The 14,194-nt window shown below is 47.7% G+C and carries 12 protein-coding genes; 3 read left to right on the top strand and 9 right to left on the bottom strand.

From position 1 onward, the window contains the following. The first annotated feature begins 1 nt into the window (after position 1). Positions 2-1,171, top strand: a complete 1,170-nt coding sequence (locus tag BK127_RS34170) for a Ger(x)C family spore germination protein (RefSeq protein ID WP_076236692.1) — start codon at positions 2-4, stop codon at positions 1,169-1,171. 178 nt (positions 1,172-1,349) lie between these two features. Here BK127_RS34170 and BK127_RS34175 read toward each other — a convergent pair whose 3' ends face one another. After that, positions 1,350-2,540: an MFS transporter gene (locus BK127_RS34175; protein ID WP_076236694.1), complete on the bottom strand. Its 1,191-nt coding sequence runs from the start codon at positions 2,538-2,540 to the stop codon at positions 1,350-1,352. A gap of 97 nt (positions 2,541-2,637) precedes the next feature. Between BK127_RS34175 and BK127_RS34180 the strand changes: the two genes are divergently transcribed. Further along, a complete protein-coding gene (locus tag BK127_RS34180; RefSeq protein WP_076236696.1) occupies positions 2,638-3,585 on the top strand; it encodes a helix-turn-helix transcriptional regulator in 948 nt (315 codons plus the stop codon). A 288-nt stretch (positions 3,586-3,873) separates the two neighbouring features. After that, positions 3,874-5,352 carry an Lsa family ABC-F type ribosomal protection protein gene (locus BK127_RS34185; RefSeq protein WP_076236698.1) on the top strand — a complete coding sequence of 493 codons (1,479 nt, stop codon included), beginning with the start codon at positions 3,874-3,876 and terminating at the stop codon, positions 5,350-5,352. A gap of 91 nt (positions 5,353-5,443) precedes the next feature. On the opposite strand, the gene BK127_RS34190 is transcribed toward BK127_RS34185, so the two are convergent. From BK127_RS34190 to BK127_RS34225, 8 genes are read right to left on the bottom strand one after another with little or no spacing between them, the layout of a single operon-like run. After that, positions 5,444-7,054 carry a gamma-glutamyltransferase family protein gene (locus BK127_RS34190; protein ID WP_076236700.1) on the bottom strand — a complete coding sequence of 537 codons (1,611 nt, stop codon included), beginning with the start codon at positions 7,052-7,054 and terminating at the stop codon, positions 5,444-5,446. Between the two features lie 3 nt (positions 7,055-7,057). Next, on the bottom strand, positions 7,058-7,996 hold the full coding sequence (gene cysK / locus BK127_RS34195) for a cysteine synthase A (protein ID WP_076236702.1): 939 nt from the start codon (positions 7,994-7,996) through the stop codon (positions 7,058-7,060). A gap of 33 nt (positions 7,997-8,029) precedes the next feature. Further along, positions 8,030-9,238 (bottom strand): MFS transporter, encoded by a 1,209-nt coding sequence (locus tag BK127_RS34200; RefSeq protein WP_076236704.1) that lies wholly within the window; start codon positions 9,236-9,238, stop codon positions 8,030-8,032. Further along, complete coding sequence (locus tag BK127_RS34205; RefSeq protein WP_076236706.1) at positions 9,238-9,990, bottom strand: class II aldolase/adducin family protein; 753 nt, start codon at positions 9,988-9,990, stop codon at positions 9,238-9,240. Before BK127_RS34205 ends, BK127_RS34200 begins: the two co-directional genes overlap by 1 nt. Positions 9,991-10,028: 38 nt before the next feature. Continuing rightward, entirely contained in the window at positions 10,029-10,868 is an 840-nt protein-coding gene (locus tag BK127_RS34210; RefSeq protein ID WP_076236708.1) for an ABC transporter permease, read from the bottom strand. A 13-nt stretch (positions 10,869-10,881) separates the two neighbouring features. Continuing rightward, on the bottom strand, positions 10,882-11,727 hold the full coding sequence (locus BK127_RS34215) for an ABC transporter permease (RefSeq protein ID WP_076236710.1): 846 nt from the start codon (positions 11,725-11,727) through the stop codon (positions 10,882-10,884). Continuing rightward, positions 11,681-13,063, bottom strand: coding sequence for an LLM class flavin-dependent oxidoreductase (locus tag BK127_RS34220; protein WP_076236713.1), 1,383 nt, complete (start codon positions 13,061-13,063; stop codon positions 11,681-11,683). Before BK127_RS34220 ends, BK127_RS34215 begins: the two co-directional genes overlap by 47 nt. A gap of 23 nt (positions 13,064-13,086) precedes the next feature. Beyond that, entirely contained in the window at positions 13,087-14,157 is a 1,071-nt protein-coding gene (locus tag BK127_RS34225) for an ABC transporter substrate-binding protein (protein ID WP_076236715.1), read from the bottom strand. Positions 14,158-14,194 lie beyond the last annotated feature (37 nt).

The following is a 14,194-nucleotide window of genomic DNA, read 5'->3' on the forward strand; positions in this document are numbered from 1 at the left end:
GATGCGCAAATCGATATGTACACTTGTCTTGATCGTTGAATTGTTATTCGGTTCGGGGTGCGCCACTGATATGAAAAATATTGAAAAATTGAATTACGCGAACGCCATAGGCGTCGATTACAAGGATGGAAAGTATTACGCCTATATCCAATTCATCGATTTCCAGAACGTTGCGAAAACTTCCGACGATAAAAAAGGGCCAGCGAGAATATGGATAGGCGAAGGGGTCGGATATACCTTCGAAGAGGCGCTATTTCAACCCTATGAAACGGCTCAGGAAAGAATCATTTGGGGGCACGTGACAGTTCTTTTGATTAGCGAAAGCGCATTAAAAGAAGGAATTAAAGAAATTTATGACTGTTTTAGCCGGTATCATGAATATCGTCTGACTCCATGGGTGTATGCCACGAGAGAATCGGTAAAGGATATTTTTTCAGTGCCCGGATTTTACCAACGGTCTCCGCTCAGCACCATTCTTCACGAACCGAAAGGGACACACTCCCAGAATTCCTACGTGACTTCGATAAGGCTTCAACAATTGATCAGACAGATCAATGAGCCGGGATTTACTTCGTGCATCCCGACGTTGGCCGTTAACAAAATTCAGTGGTCCGTAAAAAATAAGCCTGATCCCAAACTGACGATTGACGGGGCGATATTTCTCAAAAGCGATACGTATAGAAGCTATATCCCCTTGAAAGAATTATCCGGACTTCGTTGGGTTCAGCCAGGTATAATACGCGTAGGCATCCCCGTACCGGATCATAAAGATCCATCGGTTCAAGTCGTCGTCGACAATCCGAAAGCGAGCCTGAAATATATGAGTCGCGGAGATCGGCCGCAATATGACGTCAATATGAAAGCGACAGGATATATAGTCAACCGGACCAAAGATGACCTGCTGAATTTCGGACAATTAACCAGCGAGACGGAGAAAGCGATCGAAGTTGAAATCCGAAGTTTGTTCCGAACAGGGATCGATAAAAAAACGGATGTCTTGAATCTTGAGTATGACTTGTTCCGGTATCATTATGGCAAATGGAAGGCTATGTCCCCGGCGGAAGATAGATTACTAACCGACGATGCCATTCATGATATACATATTGACCTCAATATTACACATTCCAGCTCGGAGAAAAATAAAAGCGTTCAAGGAAGTAGTCGTCACTAAAAGAAAAAGCAATAATACTCACGCCCATGAATGCTCAACATTGCTGTTGTATGATAAAAGACGTTTTCCGTCATTTCAAAAACCTGCAGCAAGGTTGAGTTCTGGGCTGTACAGAGGGTGAAACACGAGTTTAAGGCGGCTAAGACTTGTTGAAGGAAGTGCACCAATAAAATTGGCATTAAGCAGCAGTCTCATTTTTTGGTTCGCTTTTTGCCGCTGCAGTCGATAAAACCCCGCTTGAGATAAATACGAATAGTGAGCACGCCAGGCAGATCCCCGTAAAGATACCTACAGCCGTATAACCGTTAAACACCACATAAAGCATTCCGGCCATCCAAGCTCCGAGCGTTGTCGCCGCATTCATCGTTGATGTAGCCAGACTAGAAATGGTACCGCGGATAGTCGGATTTAAACTGTTCAGCAGTCCTACCATAAGCGGGAACAAGATGCCGAGGATAGCGAAAATGAAAAAGTAAACCCCTTTTACAGTATAAACCGACGACACATGGGGTAGCACGATATAAGCCACAATAACAATCAGCATACCCGCCGCCATAGTTTGAAACTGATTTAACGCTTTTATGATATAAGGACTGCATAAGCTGCCGATTAAATTGCCAAGCCCTAAAAAGATAATAACATAGCCTACTTCATTAATCGAAAGGTCAAAGCGGTCCGTCATCCATTTCCCGAGAAAAGCAAAGGCGGCGCTGCTCCCAAGATGGACACAAAAGTAGGCGAGGAAGGTGCCTCTCGCTTTGCCGCTTGTCAGCAGGGGGACGTATCTTGTGAAAATAGACGGCTTAACTCCTTGCTGTTGTTGAGGCTTCATGCTGGGCACTACGAAATAGGCAGCAGCCACAAGCATGAACGAAAATATGCCTATGGACCAAAAGGGGAGAGACCAATTGCCAACTGCCAGCAGGCTACCGATCGGTACACCGAGCGCTTGAGAGACAGCGAGCCCTGCGTAGGCGACACCTAGCACTTTGCTGATTTTGGCCGGAGGAAACAGGGTCGGAATAGCTGCCCATACTTGCGGAGCTGTGAATGCCGCGCTGACTCCCGCCAAAAAGCGGAACAAGCACATGGTCCAAAAATCAACAGCGAAGCCGCATAAGCATGTTGAAATTGCGAAGCAAGTAAGGCCGGACAGCAGGACCTTTTTTCGATCCCATCCATCGGATAAAGGTCCTGCGATTAGCGCAAACACCGCCGAACCCAAGGTGTAGGCTCCAATCATCCATCCCGCCTTTTCCGTAGGGACACCGAACATACTTTGCAGTGTCGGAATTAGCGGAGAGATCAAGAATGTATCTGTTCCGATAACGAACATAACAAGAAAAAATAACACGATAATTTTACGCATTTGCTTCACCATTTTCCTTTAAATTTGATCTTAACCCTATTGTAGAGGATAATAGTGACAACAGTTGTCATAAAATTTGAAATAAATGGAGCGTGTTATGTCCAAATCGAAACGTTTGTTGGAACTGATGATGACGGTCAACCGAAAAAGGAAATTTACGGTTAAAGAGCTTGCCATAGAATTTGGCGTATCTACGAGAACGATGTTAAGAGACCTGCAGGAATTAAGCGAGCTGGGGGTTCCACTTTATTCGGAGGTAGGTCCTCACGGTGGTTATCAGGTGTTGAAGGAAAGAATTTTGCCGCCCATCGCCTTTTCCGAAGAAGAGGCTGTTGCGATGTTTTTTGCGGTGAATGCACTTCGTCATTATTCTTCTTTGCCCTTTGAAGCGGAATCTGCTTCCGCATTGGACAAATTTTATTTACATATGTCCGGTGACGTTCGCGATCGCATTGATCAAATAAAAAATAGGATGGACTTCGTAACGCCAACTAGACAGCAGGAATCCCCATATTTATCGATCCTACTCGAAGCAGCTGTTCATCAACAGGTGTTACACATCGAATATGAGTCCCAGGGAGATGCGGCGGACCGACACATACAACCAATAGGGATTTATGCCAATAGCGGCTTGTGGTTTTGTCCAGCTTATTGCTTTCTGCGTCAAGATTTTCGCATATTTCGTTGTGATCGAATTCATTCGGCGGTATACGATACTGACGGCATAGAGCCTATGGATCTCAGGCATATCCATCTTGCAAACAAGGAGTTGCATATCCATGCGGATAAGGAGTCGACGCAGCTTTATGCGGAACTGAGCCCAAAAGGTGTTCAAATGTGCGAGGCTGTGTTATGGCTGGGTTCCCATTTGCATATCCGGGAGGATGGAACAGGGTGGCTGGAAGGTCCAATTCCTCAGAAGGATCTCGCTTTTTATACCAGATTTTTTATCGGGCTGGGCAATGAGGCCACAGTCAAGCATCCTTCGGAGCTAATAAGTGATATGAAACGGCTGTTCGCGGAAATCATATCCAAATATGATTAGAGCTATGATGACCAGATGGATTGGATGAGGCAGGCTGCTCGGGAAATTCATGAACAGGATAGTTTAGTTATACAAGTACTTCACCAAAAGTAATATGGTAAAATAGATGCACCAATTGTGAATCTATTACTTCCTTTGTGCTGCCTGGCTGGACGTACAACCACACAGGATGTGCCCATGTTTATGATGTATAGATGTATTCGTCAAGCACGGGTTGTGGTTTAGAGCGATTTTTCTTGCCAATAATAGATAGTGGATTGGATTTATATCATATTGGAGGATCATTCTATGTCATTAATCAGTGTTACAAACCTCACGTTTGCCTATGATGGCAGCTACGATAACATATTTGAAAATGTAAGCTTTCAACTAGATACCGATTGGAAATTAGGATTTACGGGAAGAAACGGCAGAGGTAAGACCACATTTCTCAACTTGCTGCTTGGTAAATATGAATACAGCGGAAATATTTCTGCTCATGTCAGCTTTGAATATTTCCCTTTTCATGTCGAAAATAAGGAAGTAAATACCATTGATGTAATCGGCGACATTGCTCCAGACTTTCCTCATTGGGAATTATTGCGTGAGCTTTCATTGCTAAAGGTTGATGAAGATGTGTTATATCGGTCCTTTGATACCTTATCCAATGGAGAGCAGACGAAAGTGCTGTTGGCAGCGTTATTTCTTAAGGAAAACAGTTTTCTGTTAATTGATGAGCCGACCAATCATCTTGACATGAACGCAAGACAACTGGTCAGTGATTATCTCAATAGCAAAAGCGGTTTTATCCTGGTGTCTCACGATCGCTCATTTCTGGATAACTGTGTAGATCACATCCTTTCAATTAATAAAACTAACGTAGATATTCAAAAAGGTAATTTCTCTGAATGGTGGGAAAATAAAAAGAGACAGGATAACTTTGAGCTTGCAGAGAACGAAAAGCTAAGAAAAGACATTAAACGCTTATCCGATGCTGCTGAGCGAACGAGCCACTGGTCCCACGAAGTGGAAAAAACTAAAAACGGTACAAGAAATTCCGGTTCGAAGGTGGATAAAGGGTATGTTGGGCACAAGGCTGCCAAAATGATGAAACGCTCGAAAGCGATTGAGCAAAGACAGCAATCTGCTATTGATGAAAGATCTAAGCTCCTTAAAAATATTGAAAATGCGGAAAGCTTAAAGATCTCACAGCTTGCTTATCATAAAAACCAACTTGTTGAGCTTGAAAATGTGTCCATTTATTATGGTGAGAAGATGGTTTGCAGCGATATCAGCTTTACTATTGGGCAAGGTGAGCGAATTGCGCTTACAGGGAAAAACGGCTCCGGAAAATCCAGTATTATCAAACTGATTTGCGGTGAGAACTTGAACTATACGGGCACTTTCAGAAAGGGAAGTCAGCTGAAAATCTCCTATGTTTCACAGGACACCTCGCATTTACAGGGCAACTTAACGGACTACGCCAGAGATAACGGGATTGATGAAAGTCTTTTTAAATCTATTTTAAGGAAGCTTGATTTTGCCAGAGTTCAATTTGAAAAGGATATAGCTTCTTTTAGTGGCGGCCAAAAGAAAAAAGTGTTGATCGCCAAAAGTCTTTGCGAGAAAGTTCATTTGCATATTTGGGATGAGCCGCTCAATTTTATTGATATTATATCTCGGATGCAAATTGAAGAGCTGCTGCTGAGTTACTCATCCACGATTCTTTTTGTGGAGCATGACAGTGAATTTTGCAAAAATATTGCTACCAAGATCGTTGAGCTCTAATGTTATTCAATAGCAAAAAAGCGGGTGCAGCTCACTGTTGAGCTATATCCGCAGCTTTTAAGTTTATTAATCAAGTGAAACACTAACCGCCTTACCAGGCTGCCGCAATACCATCTGCGCGTGAATCGGTTCCTCCGCACAAAACACCAGTATGCGGATCTCTCCAGATGATCTGCCCGCGCCCGAATGTGGAGGGGTCCAGCGCAATTTGGATGTCATGTCCGCGTCTGGACAAGGCTTGCGCCACCGCTGTGGAGAAACCCGATTCAACCCACACCGTGTTGTCTTTTACCCACTGCCATCTAGGAGCATCAAGCGCTGCTTGAGGATGCAAACCGAAATCCAGCGTATTCATTATCGTTTGCAAATGACCTTGGGGCTGCATAATGCCGCCCATCACGCCAAAGGGGCCTACCGCCTCGCCATCGCGTGTCAGAAATCCCGGTATGATCGTATGATAGGTTCGCTTGCCCGGCTCCAGCCGATTGGCATGGTTTTCATCAAGTGAGAAATCCCTTCCTCTGTTTTGCAGGGCAATCCCCGTACCCGGCACAACCAACCCGGACCCGAATTGCATATAATTGCTCTGTATAAAGGAAACCATATTGCCTTCACCATCGGCTGTGGCCAAATAAACAGTTCCACCACCGACAGGTTTGCCTACCTCCGGAAGCCTTGCACGCTCCCCGATAAGTCCTCTTCGCAGATTCGTATACTCGGTGGAGAGCAAGCTATTCGTATCCAGCTTCATCCTTGCGGGATCGGTTATGTAGTGGTGTCCATCGGCAAAAGCTAGCTTCATCGCTTCAATCTGTTTGTGGTAGGTGTCCACAGTGTTGGGCTGCAGGTCCTCGAAACCGCTCATCATACGTAGAGCAAGTAGAGCAACAAGTCCTTGGCCATTGGGAGGAATTTCCCAAACCTCATGGCCTCTATAGGACGTACTGATCGGGTTAACCCATTCCGGGCGATAGGTGCTCAAATCGTCTGCTGTTAGATAACCTCCGGCAGCGGAGATGAACGCATCCATGCGTTCGGCCAATTCACCCTCATAAAAAGCTCTGGCTTCACTGGCGCCAATCAGCTCCAGCGTGTGGGCATGAGTGGATGAGCGCCAAATCTCTCCAGCTGCAGGCGGCCGACCACCCGGAGCGAAGGTGTCAAACCACGGTTTGAAAATATCACCTTTCAATACCTGCTCATATTGAGCAAACGATTTGGCCCAATTATGAGCTACTATTGGAGAAACTGGATAACCCTCCTTGGCATAGCGAATCGCAGGCTGGAGTACTTCGGCAAGGGAAAGCTTGCCGAATTTGCGCGACAGCTCCGCCCATGCGGCTGGAGCGCCTGGAACTGTTACCGGAATCGCCCCGTAGGAGGGCATCACGTTGTGACCGGCAGCCCGAACGCCATCAATGGAGATGGACTGTGGCGCAGGACCGCTCGAATTGAGTCCATGCAGTTTGCCCCCAGTCCATACAAGAGCGAAGGCATCGCCGCCGATCCCATTCGAGCAGGGCTCGACAACTGTCAGTGCAGCTGCGGTCGCAATTGCTGCATCAATAGCATTACCGCCCTGTTTCAGAATATCGAGACCTGCCTGTGCGGCCAGTGGTTGGGAGGTAGCGACCATACCTTTGCGGGCATAGGTGGGTGCACGGAAGGAAGGGTAGGGATGATACATCGAATCATAGTTCAAAGGTCAGTCCTCCTTCTTTTCTTCAAACAGATCAGAGCTCAGGTACCGCTCGCCGTTATCCGGTGCTATACACAGCACCCGCTTGCCTTTGCCGAGTCGATGTGCTTCCTGCAGCGCAGCCCAGACCGCAGCACCAGAGGAGGGACCTACCAGAATGCCTTCAAAGGCAGCCAGCTCTTTCATCGTTCGAACCGCGTTCTCGTCTGAAACCTGCACGATTTCATCATAAACCTTCTGATTGAGCACACCAGGAATAAAGCCGGGTCCCGCACCAATGAGCTTATGGGCACCTGCTTCTCCGCCGGAAAGTACAGGGGAGCCTTTTGGCTCAATCACTACGATACGGATGTCCGGCAGCGCCTGACGCAGCACTTCGCCCGTCCCCGTAATTGTCCCACCGGTTCCAGAGGTCGCGACAAAAGCATCCAGATTGCCTTCCATCTGCTCCAGTATTTCCAGGGCAGTAGTGGTGCGGTGGGCATCTGGGTTCGCCGGATTCTCGAATTGCTGGGGGACGAAGCTTCCGGGAATATGCCGCTGCAGCTCCAGCGCCTTGCGGATGGCTCCGGGCATTCTTGTGGACGCAGGCGTTAGAACTACCTCGGCTCCGTAGGCTTTTAGAATATTAATCCGCTCTTTCGTCATATTGGCCGGCATGGTAATAATCAATTGATAGCCTTTGGCGGCGGCAGCCATAGCCAGTCCGATTCCCGTATTGCCACTCGTCGGCTCAATAATGGTCGAACCAGGCTTTAACCGTCCGTCTTTTTCGGCTCTTGTAATCAGATTGAAAGCCGCCCGGTCCTTAACACTACCACCGGGATTAAAGTATTCCAGTTTAACGAACACCTCTGCATCCTGGTCATTGGATAATCGGTTAAGCCGGACAACAGGGGTTTCTCCAATCAGGTCGGTAATGCTGTTGACTCGTTTAGATACCATTTGTTGGTACTCTCCTTTTGTAAATGCATAAGTTCAGGTTCGGTTACGTCTTAATTGAAGGGACAGCAGGATAATTCCGATACACATCAAGGTACAGGATACGGCAATCCAGTGAAGTCCCTCTGTAGAAACCTGGCTTCCAAATATGAAAGCGAGCAGGCAGGTGGATAAAATCGTGCCGATAAAACGCGATGTTTGAAACAGCCCCGTGGAGATTCCAGTATGCTCCTTGGGTACGATTTGAAACAAAACGGTCTGGAGCGTCAAATTCTGTATGCCATTCGATATGCCGAGAATAGCCAGTACCAAGCAAACGATCAGGATAGGTGATACCTTATGCAGCAGTCCAATAGCTAACACACTTCCTATCAAAGTACATGCACCGAGAAGCATCGGTTTGCTCACATGGCTGGAATCCACCCATCTTGCAACAAAAGGAATAATAAACAGATTGGGAGCGGATAAGGCCAGCATGACAAGCCCAACCTGCTCGGCATTCAATTGACGAACGTTTTGCAAATAAGTCGGGAAGCTGAACAATACGGAATAAAGCACGATGTTGACCAAAATGTATTGTACATACACGAGACTGACATTTACATTCGTTTTCAAAAACTGCATGGCACTGTAAGAAGGAACACGATTATGAATGCCGGTTTCAAGTAATGATGGGTCCGCCGCACGACTGATGTCATGAGGGATAGCAAATAAGACCAGAACAAAGGTAACCAGAATGATTGGAAAGTTAACAAGAAAAATAGCCTGCCAATCACTATAATGAATGAGAAAGCCGCCCAAGGACGGACCGAGGGCAGCGGATGCTGCAGAGAATACACTGACGGTCCCGAGTGCTTTTGCCTGCTTTTCTGTCACATAATGCCGCAGCATGCTCATGCCTGCTGGATGAAGGGCTGACGTTCCGACAGCCTGCAAGCCGCGAAATACCATCAACCAGCCGATTCCGGGAGACAACGGTGCAAGCAGGGAGGAGAGTGTTACAATGAACAGCCCTCCGATAAATACCTTTCTGCTGCCCCATGCGTCGCTTAACCTGCCCATCACAGGCTGAGCAATGGCGCTGATTACGTAATAGGAAGCTATCAACCAGGATATGGCGGTAAAGCCAACTGCAAATTGCTCCTGAATTCTGGCAAATGCTACTGAAATCATGGTGGTATTAATTGGATTCATCAGAACCCCGAGTGATACTGCAGCGATTATCCAGAATTGTCGCTTATTCATCACAACAGCAGGTCGGGCTGCTCCTTGATAATGGTTTCATAATAAGGCTGGAAATTGAGCCAACCCATGTCCGACGTGAAGAGCTGTGATATTTTGTCTGCGCGTTCCTGATAAATATGCTCAGGTTTACCCACAGCCTCAGCCAACAGCTGCGCCTGGCACGCGCGCTCCATAGATATAAACCAGTAAGCTGCCTCATCTACGGTTTTACCGAAGGTGACGATACCGTGATTTTTAAGGATCAGAGCCTTATTGGTTCCGATCGCATGGGCTAATGCTTCACCCTCGCCATGCTTGTAGCTGTCAAAAACATCATGCGCCTTATGGAAAACCGCGGATTCGGAGGTGATCGGATCAATCGTTCGATTCAGCGATGACCATGTTTTTCCATAGATGGAATGTGTGTGGGCGATTGCCTGAATATCGGGTCTAAGCTTCTGGATGGGCAAATGCAGCTGTAGGGCACCGCCATGCACATAGCCATGTCCGTGAACAATCTCGCCCTCATGATTCTGCAGCACGAGATCGCTTACCCGGATCAGCTTAAAGCTTAAAGCAAGCGGGTTGGTCCAGTAATGATCGGTTTTGATTGGATCACGCACGGAGATATGTCCCATCACACCTTCATCGTAACCGAATTTGGCAAACACGCGGAAGGCTGCAACAAGACGCTCCTTGCGGTGCTGTCTTTCATCCTCCAGATTATCGAATACAGGGGGGACAGGTCTCGTCCCTTTTGGATAAGTGGCCACTTCTAACTCCTCCTAATGTTGTAAAATGTTCCTGGTCTTCATCCACGGTAGCTGTCACGCCACCTGATCCATTTACGATCCAGATACTTGACTAGGGAATCGATCAGCTTGCCGATAATTGCAAAAATAATAACACCAACGAACACGAGATCGGTACGAGCGCTTTGTGACGAGAACAGAATCATGTGACCTACTCCTGCACTCGCTCCGATTAATTCGGCGACAACAAGACTGAGCCACGAAATCGCCAGCGAGAGTCGGACACCAAGCAGTACATTCGGCAGCGAGGAAGGAAGAATAAGCCGGACGATTTGTTTATACCGATTGAATTGTAGTACTTTAGCTACTTCAAATAGCTTGTTATCCACACTGCGGATACCTATAAAGGTGTTGATGTAAATCGGAAAAAAAGAGCCGACAGCGATAATAACAATCTTCGAGGTTTCGCTAAATCCAAACCAAAGAATGATCAATGGCGCAATGGCCAGATTCGGAATCATTCTGAACCACTGTATAGAAGGATCGATCAGGTTCTCCGATCTGCGGGAAAATCCAGTCCATACAGCGAACAGGAAGGCAATGGAACCTCCAAGCAAAAAGCCGCTGGCCGCTCTGCCCACGCTGACGCCAATGTGGAGCAGCAGCTCTCCCGTGACGAAAAGCTCCTTGAAGCCTTTGATAATTTCCCAGGGCGTAGGAAGAAAGAACGTGTCGACTACGCCTGTAGCGCCGAGCACCTGCCATACAATTACAATAAGCAACGGCACAGCGAAGGAGATACTCGTATCATTCAATCTGCTTCTCCAGAGTGAAGGATGGGCAGCATGTCCTGCGGATCGTGAAGGTGAAGCAGATAGCTGCTCAGTCGGTGTGCTCATGTTAACCTCCTCCTCATAGTCCTTGAAAGCTGTCGCGCCATCTCAGCCAATGCTTTTCAAGGCTGACTACGATGATATCGGAAATTTTGCCCAGTATGGCGAACAAGAGAATGCCTACAAAAACAGTTGAGGTCATGCTCATCGCACGCGCATCCATCATCAGGTATCCGATTCCTGAGGTCGACCCCATAATTTCGGCTACGACCAAGCCGAGCCAGGAAACGGCTACCGACAGCCGTATTCCGAGAAATACATTGGGCAGCGATGCCGGAATAATCAGGCGTATGATTTGCTTGAAACGGCTGAAGCCCAGCACCTTGGCGACTTCAAAATATTTGTTATCCACACCGCGAATACCAAGGTAGGTGTTAATATAGAGCGGGAAAAACGCGCCTTTGGCAATCAGCAGCACCTTGGCGGTCTCCCCGATTCCAAACCAGAGCACGAACAGGGTGGTAAGCGCCAAATGCGGAACCATACGAATCATCTGGATCGTAGGGTCGAGTGTTTTTTCAACATAGCGGATGAGTCCAACTGCCATCCCGATTACAAACCCCAAGCCGGCGCCAAGCGCAAAGCCGGATAGGATGCGGACCAGGCTGACTTTTAAATTATCCATCAATTCGCCGCTCTGGTAGAGGGTAATTAAAGAATCCAATATGGTTGTCGGCGTTGGAAACAATAAGGTGGAAATATAGTCGTGATCACCAAGAATTTGCCACACGATTATTAATGTCACCGGAAGAGCGAGCCCGGTGAGCAGCTTGTACAGCTTTTGCTTGTATACAGGCTCGGTCCGCTTGGCTTGGATCTCAGCCATTGGCTGGGTGGAGGACAGTTTGATCGTTTTGCTGCTCATGCTGGTTCACCCGCGCTTTCGTATAACGGTTAACGGGATAAGGCAATTCCAAATGCTCACGAAGCGTGTCCCCCTCGTATTCGGTACGGAACAATCCGCGCTGTTGAAGAATAGGGACAACCTGCTCTGCAAAATCGCGCAATCCTTCCGGCTGTACGTAGCCGTATATAATAAATCCATCAACGGCTTCAGCTTCAAACAGCTTTTGGATCTTATCGGCAATCTGCTCAGCTGTTCCGATAAAATCGCCCTTGGGGCTTGCAGCGCGCAGTGCCAACTGACGAAGAGTCAAATTTTCTTCTTTGGCGATACGTTTGAAATATTCCGCCGTTGACTTGAAGCTATCTTTGCCGATATCACCCAAATCGGGAAGTGGCTCGTCTAATGGGTATTGGGTAAAGTCATAAAAGCTGAAAAAACGGCTTAAATATTTGATGGCAAGATCAATATCCACATAAGCGCTCGTTTGCTCGTATTTCCGTTGTGCCTCTTCTTCGGTTGCGCCGATGATCGGTGTAATTGCAGGGAAGATCAGAATTTCTTCGGGCTTTCTTCCGTAAGCGGCCGCCCGCTGCTTCACGTCCTTGTAGAATTCTCTGGCAATGTCCGGGTCGCTGGAGTTGGAGAATATCGCATCAGCTTCTTTGGCTGCCAATTCCCGTCCCTCATCCGATGCTCCAGCCTGGAATACGATCGGCCGTCCCTGAGCGGATGGCTCCATGTTCAGAGGTCCCTTTACAGAAAAGAACTCGCCTTTATGATCAAGCGTGTGCAGCTTGTCCAAATCCACATAAATACCTTTTTCCTTATCGCGAACAAAGGCATCATCCTCATATGAGTCCCAAAGGCCCTTTAGCAGCTCAATATACTCGGCGGCAATTTTATAGCGAACAGCGTGCTCATGCAGCTTCTCCTGTCCGTAGTTTTTGGCAACGTCCTCCAAAGCGGAGGTGACCGCATTCCAGCCGGCACGGCCTCCGCTCAGCTTATCCAGTGACGCCAGCTGACGGGCTGTGGTAAAGGGCTCGCTAAAGGAAGTGGTAAATGTACCGACCAGACCCAGCTTCGTGGTCACTGCCGCCAAGGCGGATAGTAGGGTAAGCGGTTCGAACCGGCTTAGAAAATAAGGGGTTGAGTTCTTCGTAATGTAGGCAGAGTCTGCGATAAAGGCAAAGTCAAACTTGGCTTGCTCGGCAATTTGAGCCAATTCGATATTCAGCTTGAGGTTAACAGGTCCGTCAGATGGTGTATCCTTATGTCTCCAGGATGCGACGTTGGAGCCGGCACCTGTCAGAAAAGCGCCTAAGTGTAGTTTTCTTTCTTTGGATTGTGTCATGGTTAATTACCTCCGTTTTTTTATTATTTAAGTATCCATTCGTTAAGGTTGAAATCTTTTGCTGCGAGCTTTTCGTCTACAAGAAACTTTTTGGCTTCTTCGACACGCTTCACACCATCTGTAGAAATTGCCGTATCGGAAATCAGATCAATGGAATACAAAATCGGAACGACATCAAGGGGAGCCTTTGTTGTTTCCGAGACATAAGCATAATACTTATCCGGGTTGGCTCTAAGGTCCTTCAAAGCAGCGTCTCGGGCTGCTGCCCACGCTTTAGGGAAATCCGGATATTTGCTCAGGTAAGCCTCTGAAGCAATCGTGATGGAGGTCGCCAGCAGCAGGGGGTGGTCCTTGGCACGATCAAGCACCGGAAAGCCCTCCTGAGTCAATTTGTAGGTTGTATAGTCATAAGTAGCGCTGGCAAAGGCATCGATATCCCCTCGTGCCAATGCGGCATAGGAGTCCGCCCAGGACATATTGATGATTTTGGCATTTACGTTGTTTTCCTTAAGCAAGCCGACGGCATAACGGTGCATGAGAGAGCCTTTTACAACGGCAATGGTTTTGCCTTCCAGGTCTTTAATGGTTTTGGGACCATTTTTCTTGCCCAGCAGGTAGCTCTCCGTATTAGTAGAAGCAAAGCCAATCAGCTTCGTTTTGCTTCCGGTTGCACGGCTGAGCAGAGCGGGAGTATCACCCATAGAACCGACATCGACTCGGCCGGCCAGGACGGCTTCATTAATATCCGGGCCGGTTCCGCCGCCTACGGCATTGACGGTTTTGATTCCATATTCGGCTAGCACCTTGGGAATGATGCCAGTGTAGAAGCCCCAGCCCTCGGCGCCGGTTTGCTTGCCGGTTGTGCCTACGAAGCTGTAGTTTAATACCTCAGGAACCTTGACGGCAGCGGTTGGAGCGGATGCAGCAGCCGAAGCGGCTGGAGCGGTTGCTGCAGGTGCTGCCGAAGAGCTGGACGACTCCTTGTTAGCTGATTGTCCGCACGCCTGGACGACAAGCATCGTGGCTGCGAGAGTAACGAATAGGGTTAATCGTAGGACGGATCGCCCTCTTTTGTTAGGCTTGTGTAAAGACATGGTTATGTAGTTCTCCTCTCAGTATGGGCTGTTCTCT

The organism is Paenibacillus sp. FSL H7-0331 (genome assembly GCF_001956045.1).

Bases quoted from the DNA above. Each gene is read 5' to 3' on its own strand.
- BK127_RS34170 (WP_076236692.1), top strand. From the start codon at position 2: ATGCGCAAATCGATATGTACACTTGTCTTGATCGTTGAATTGTTATTC.
- BK127_RS34175 (WP_076236694.1), bottom strand. From the start codon at position 2,540: ATGCGTAAAATTATCGTGTTATTTTTTCTTGTTATGTTCGTTATCGGA.
- BK127_RS34180 (WP_076236696.1), top strand. From the start codon at position 2,638: ATGTCCAAATCGAAACGTTTGTTGGAACTGATGATGACGGTCAACCGA.
- BK127_RS34185 (WP_076236698.1), top strand. From the start codon at position 3,874: ATGTCATTAATCAGTGTTACAAACCTCACGTTTGCCTATGATGGCAGC.
- cysK (WP_076236702.1), bottom strand. From the start codon at position 7,996: ATGGTATCTAAACGAGTCAACAGCATTACCGACCTGATTGGAGAAACC.
- BK127_RS34200 (WP_076236704.1), bottom strand. From the start codon at position 9,238: ATGAATAAGCGACAATTCTGGATAATCGCTGCAGTATCACTCGGGGTT.
- BK127_RS34210 (WP_076236708.1), bottom strand. From the start codon at position 10,868: ATGAGCACACCGACTGAGCAGCTATCTGCTTCACCTTCACGATCCGCA.
- BK127_RS34215 (WP_076236710.1), bottom strand. From the start codon at position 11,727: ATGAGCAGCAAAACGATCAAACTGTCCTCCACCCAGCCAATGGCTGAG.
- BK127_RS34220 (WP_076236713.1), bottom strand. From the start codon at position 13,063: ATGACACAATCCAAAGAAAGAAAACTACACTTAGGCGCTTTTCTGACA.
- BK127_RS34225 (WP_076236715.1), bottom strand. From the start codon at position 14,157: ATGTCTTTACACAAGCCTAACAAAAGAGGGCGATCCGTCCTACGATTA.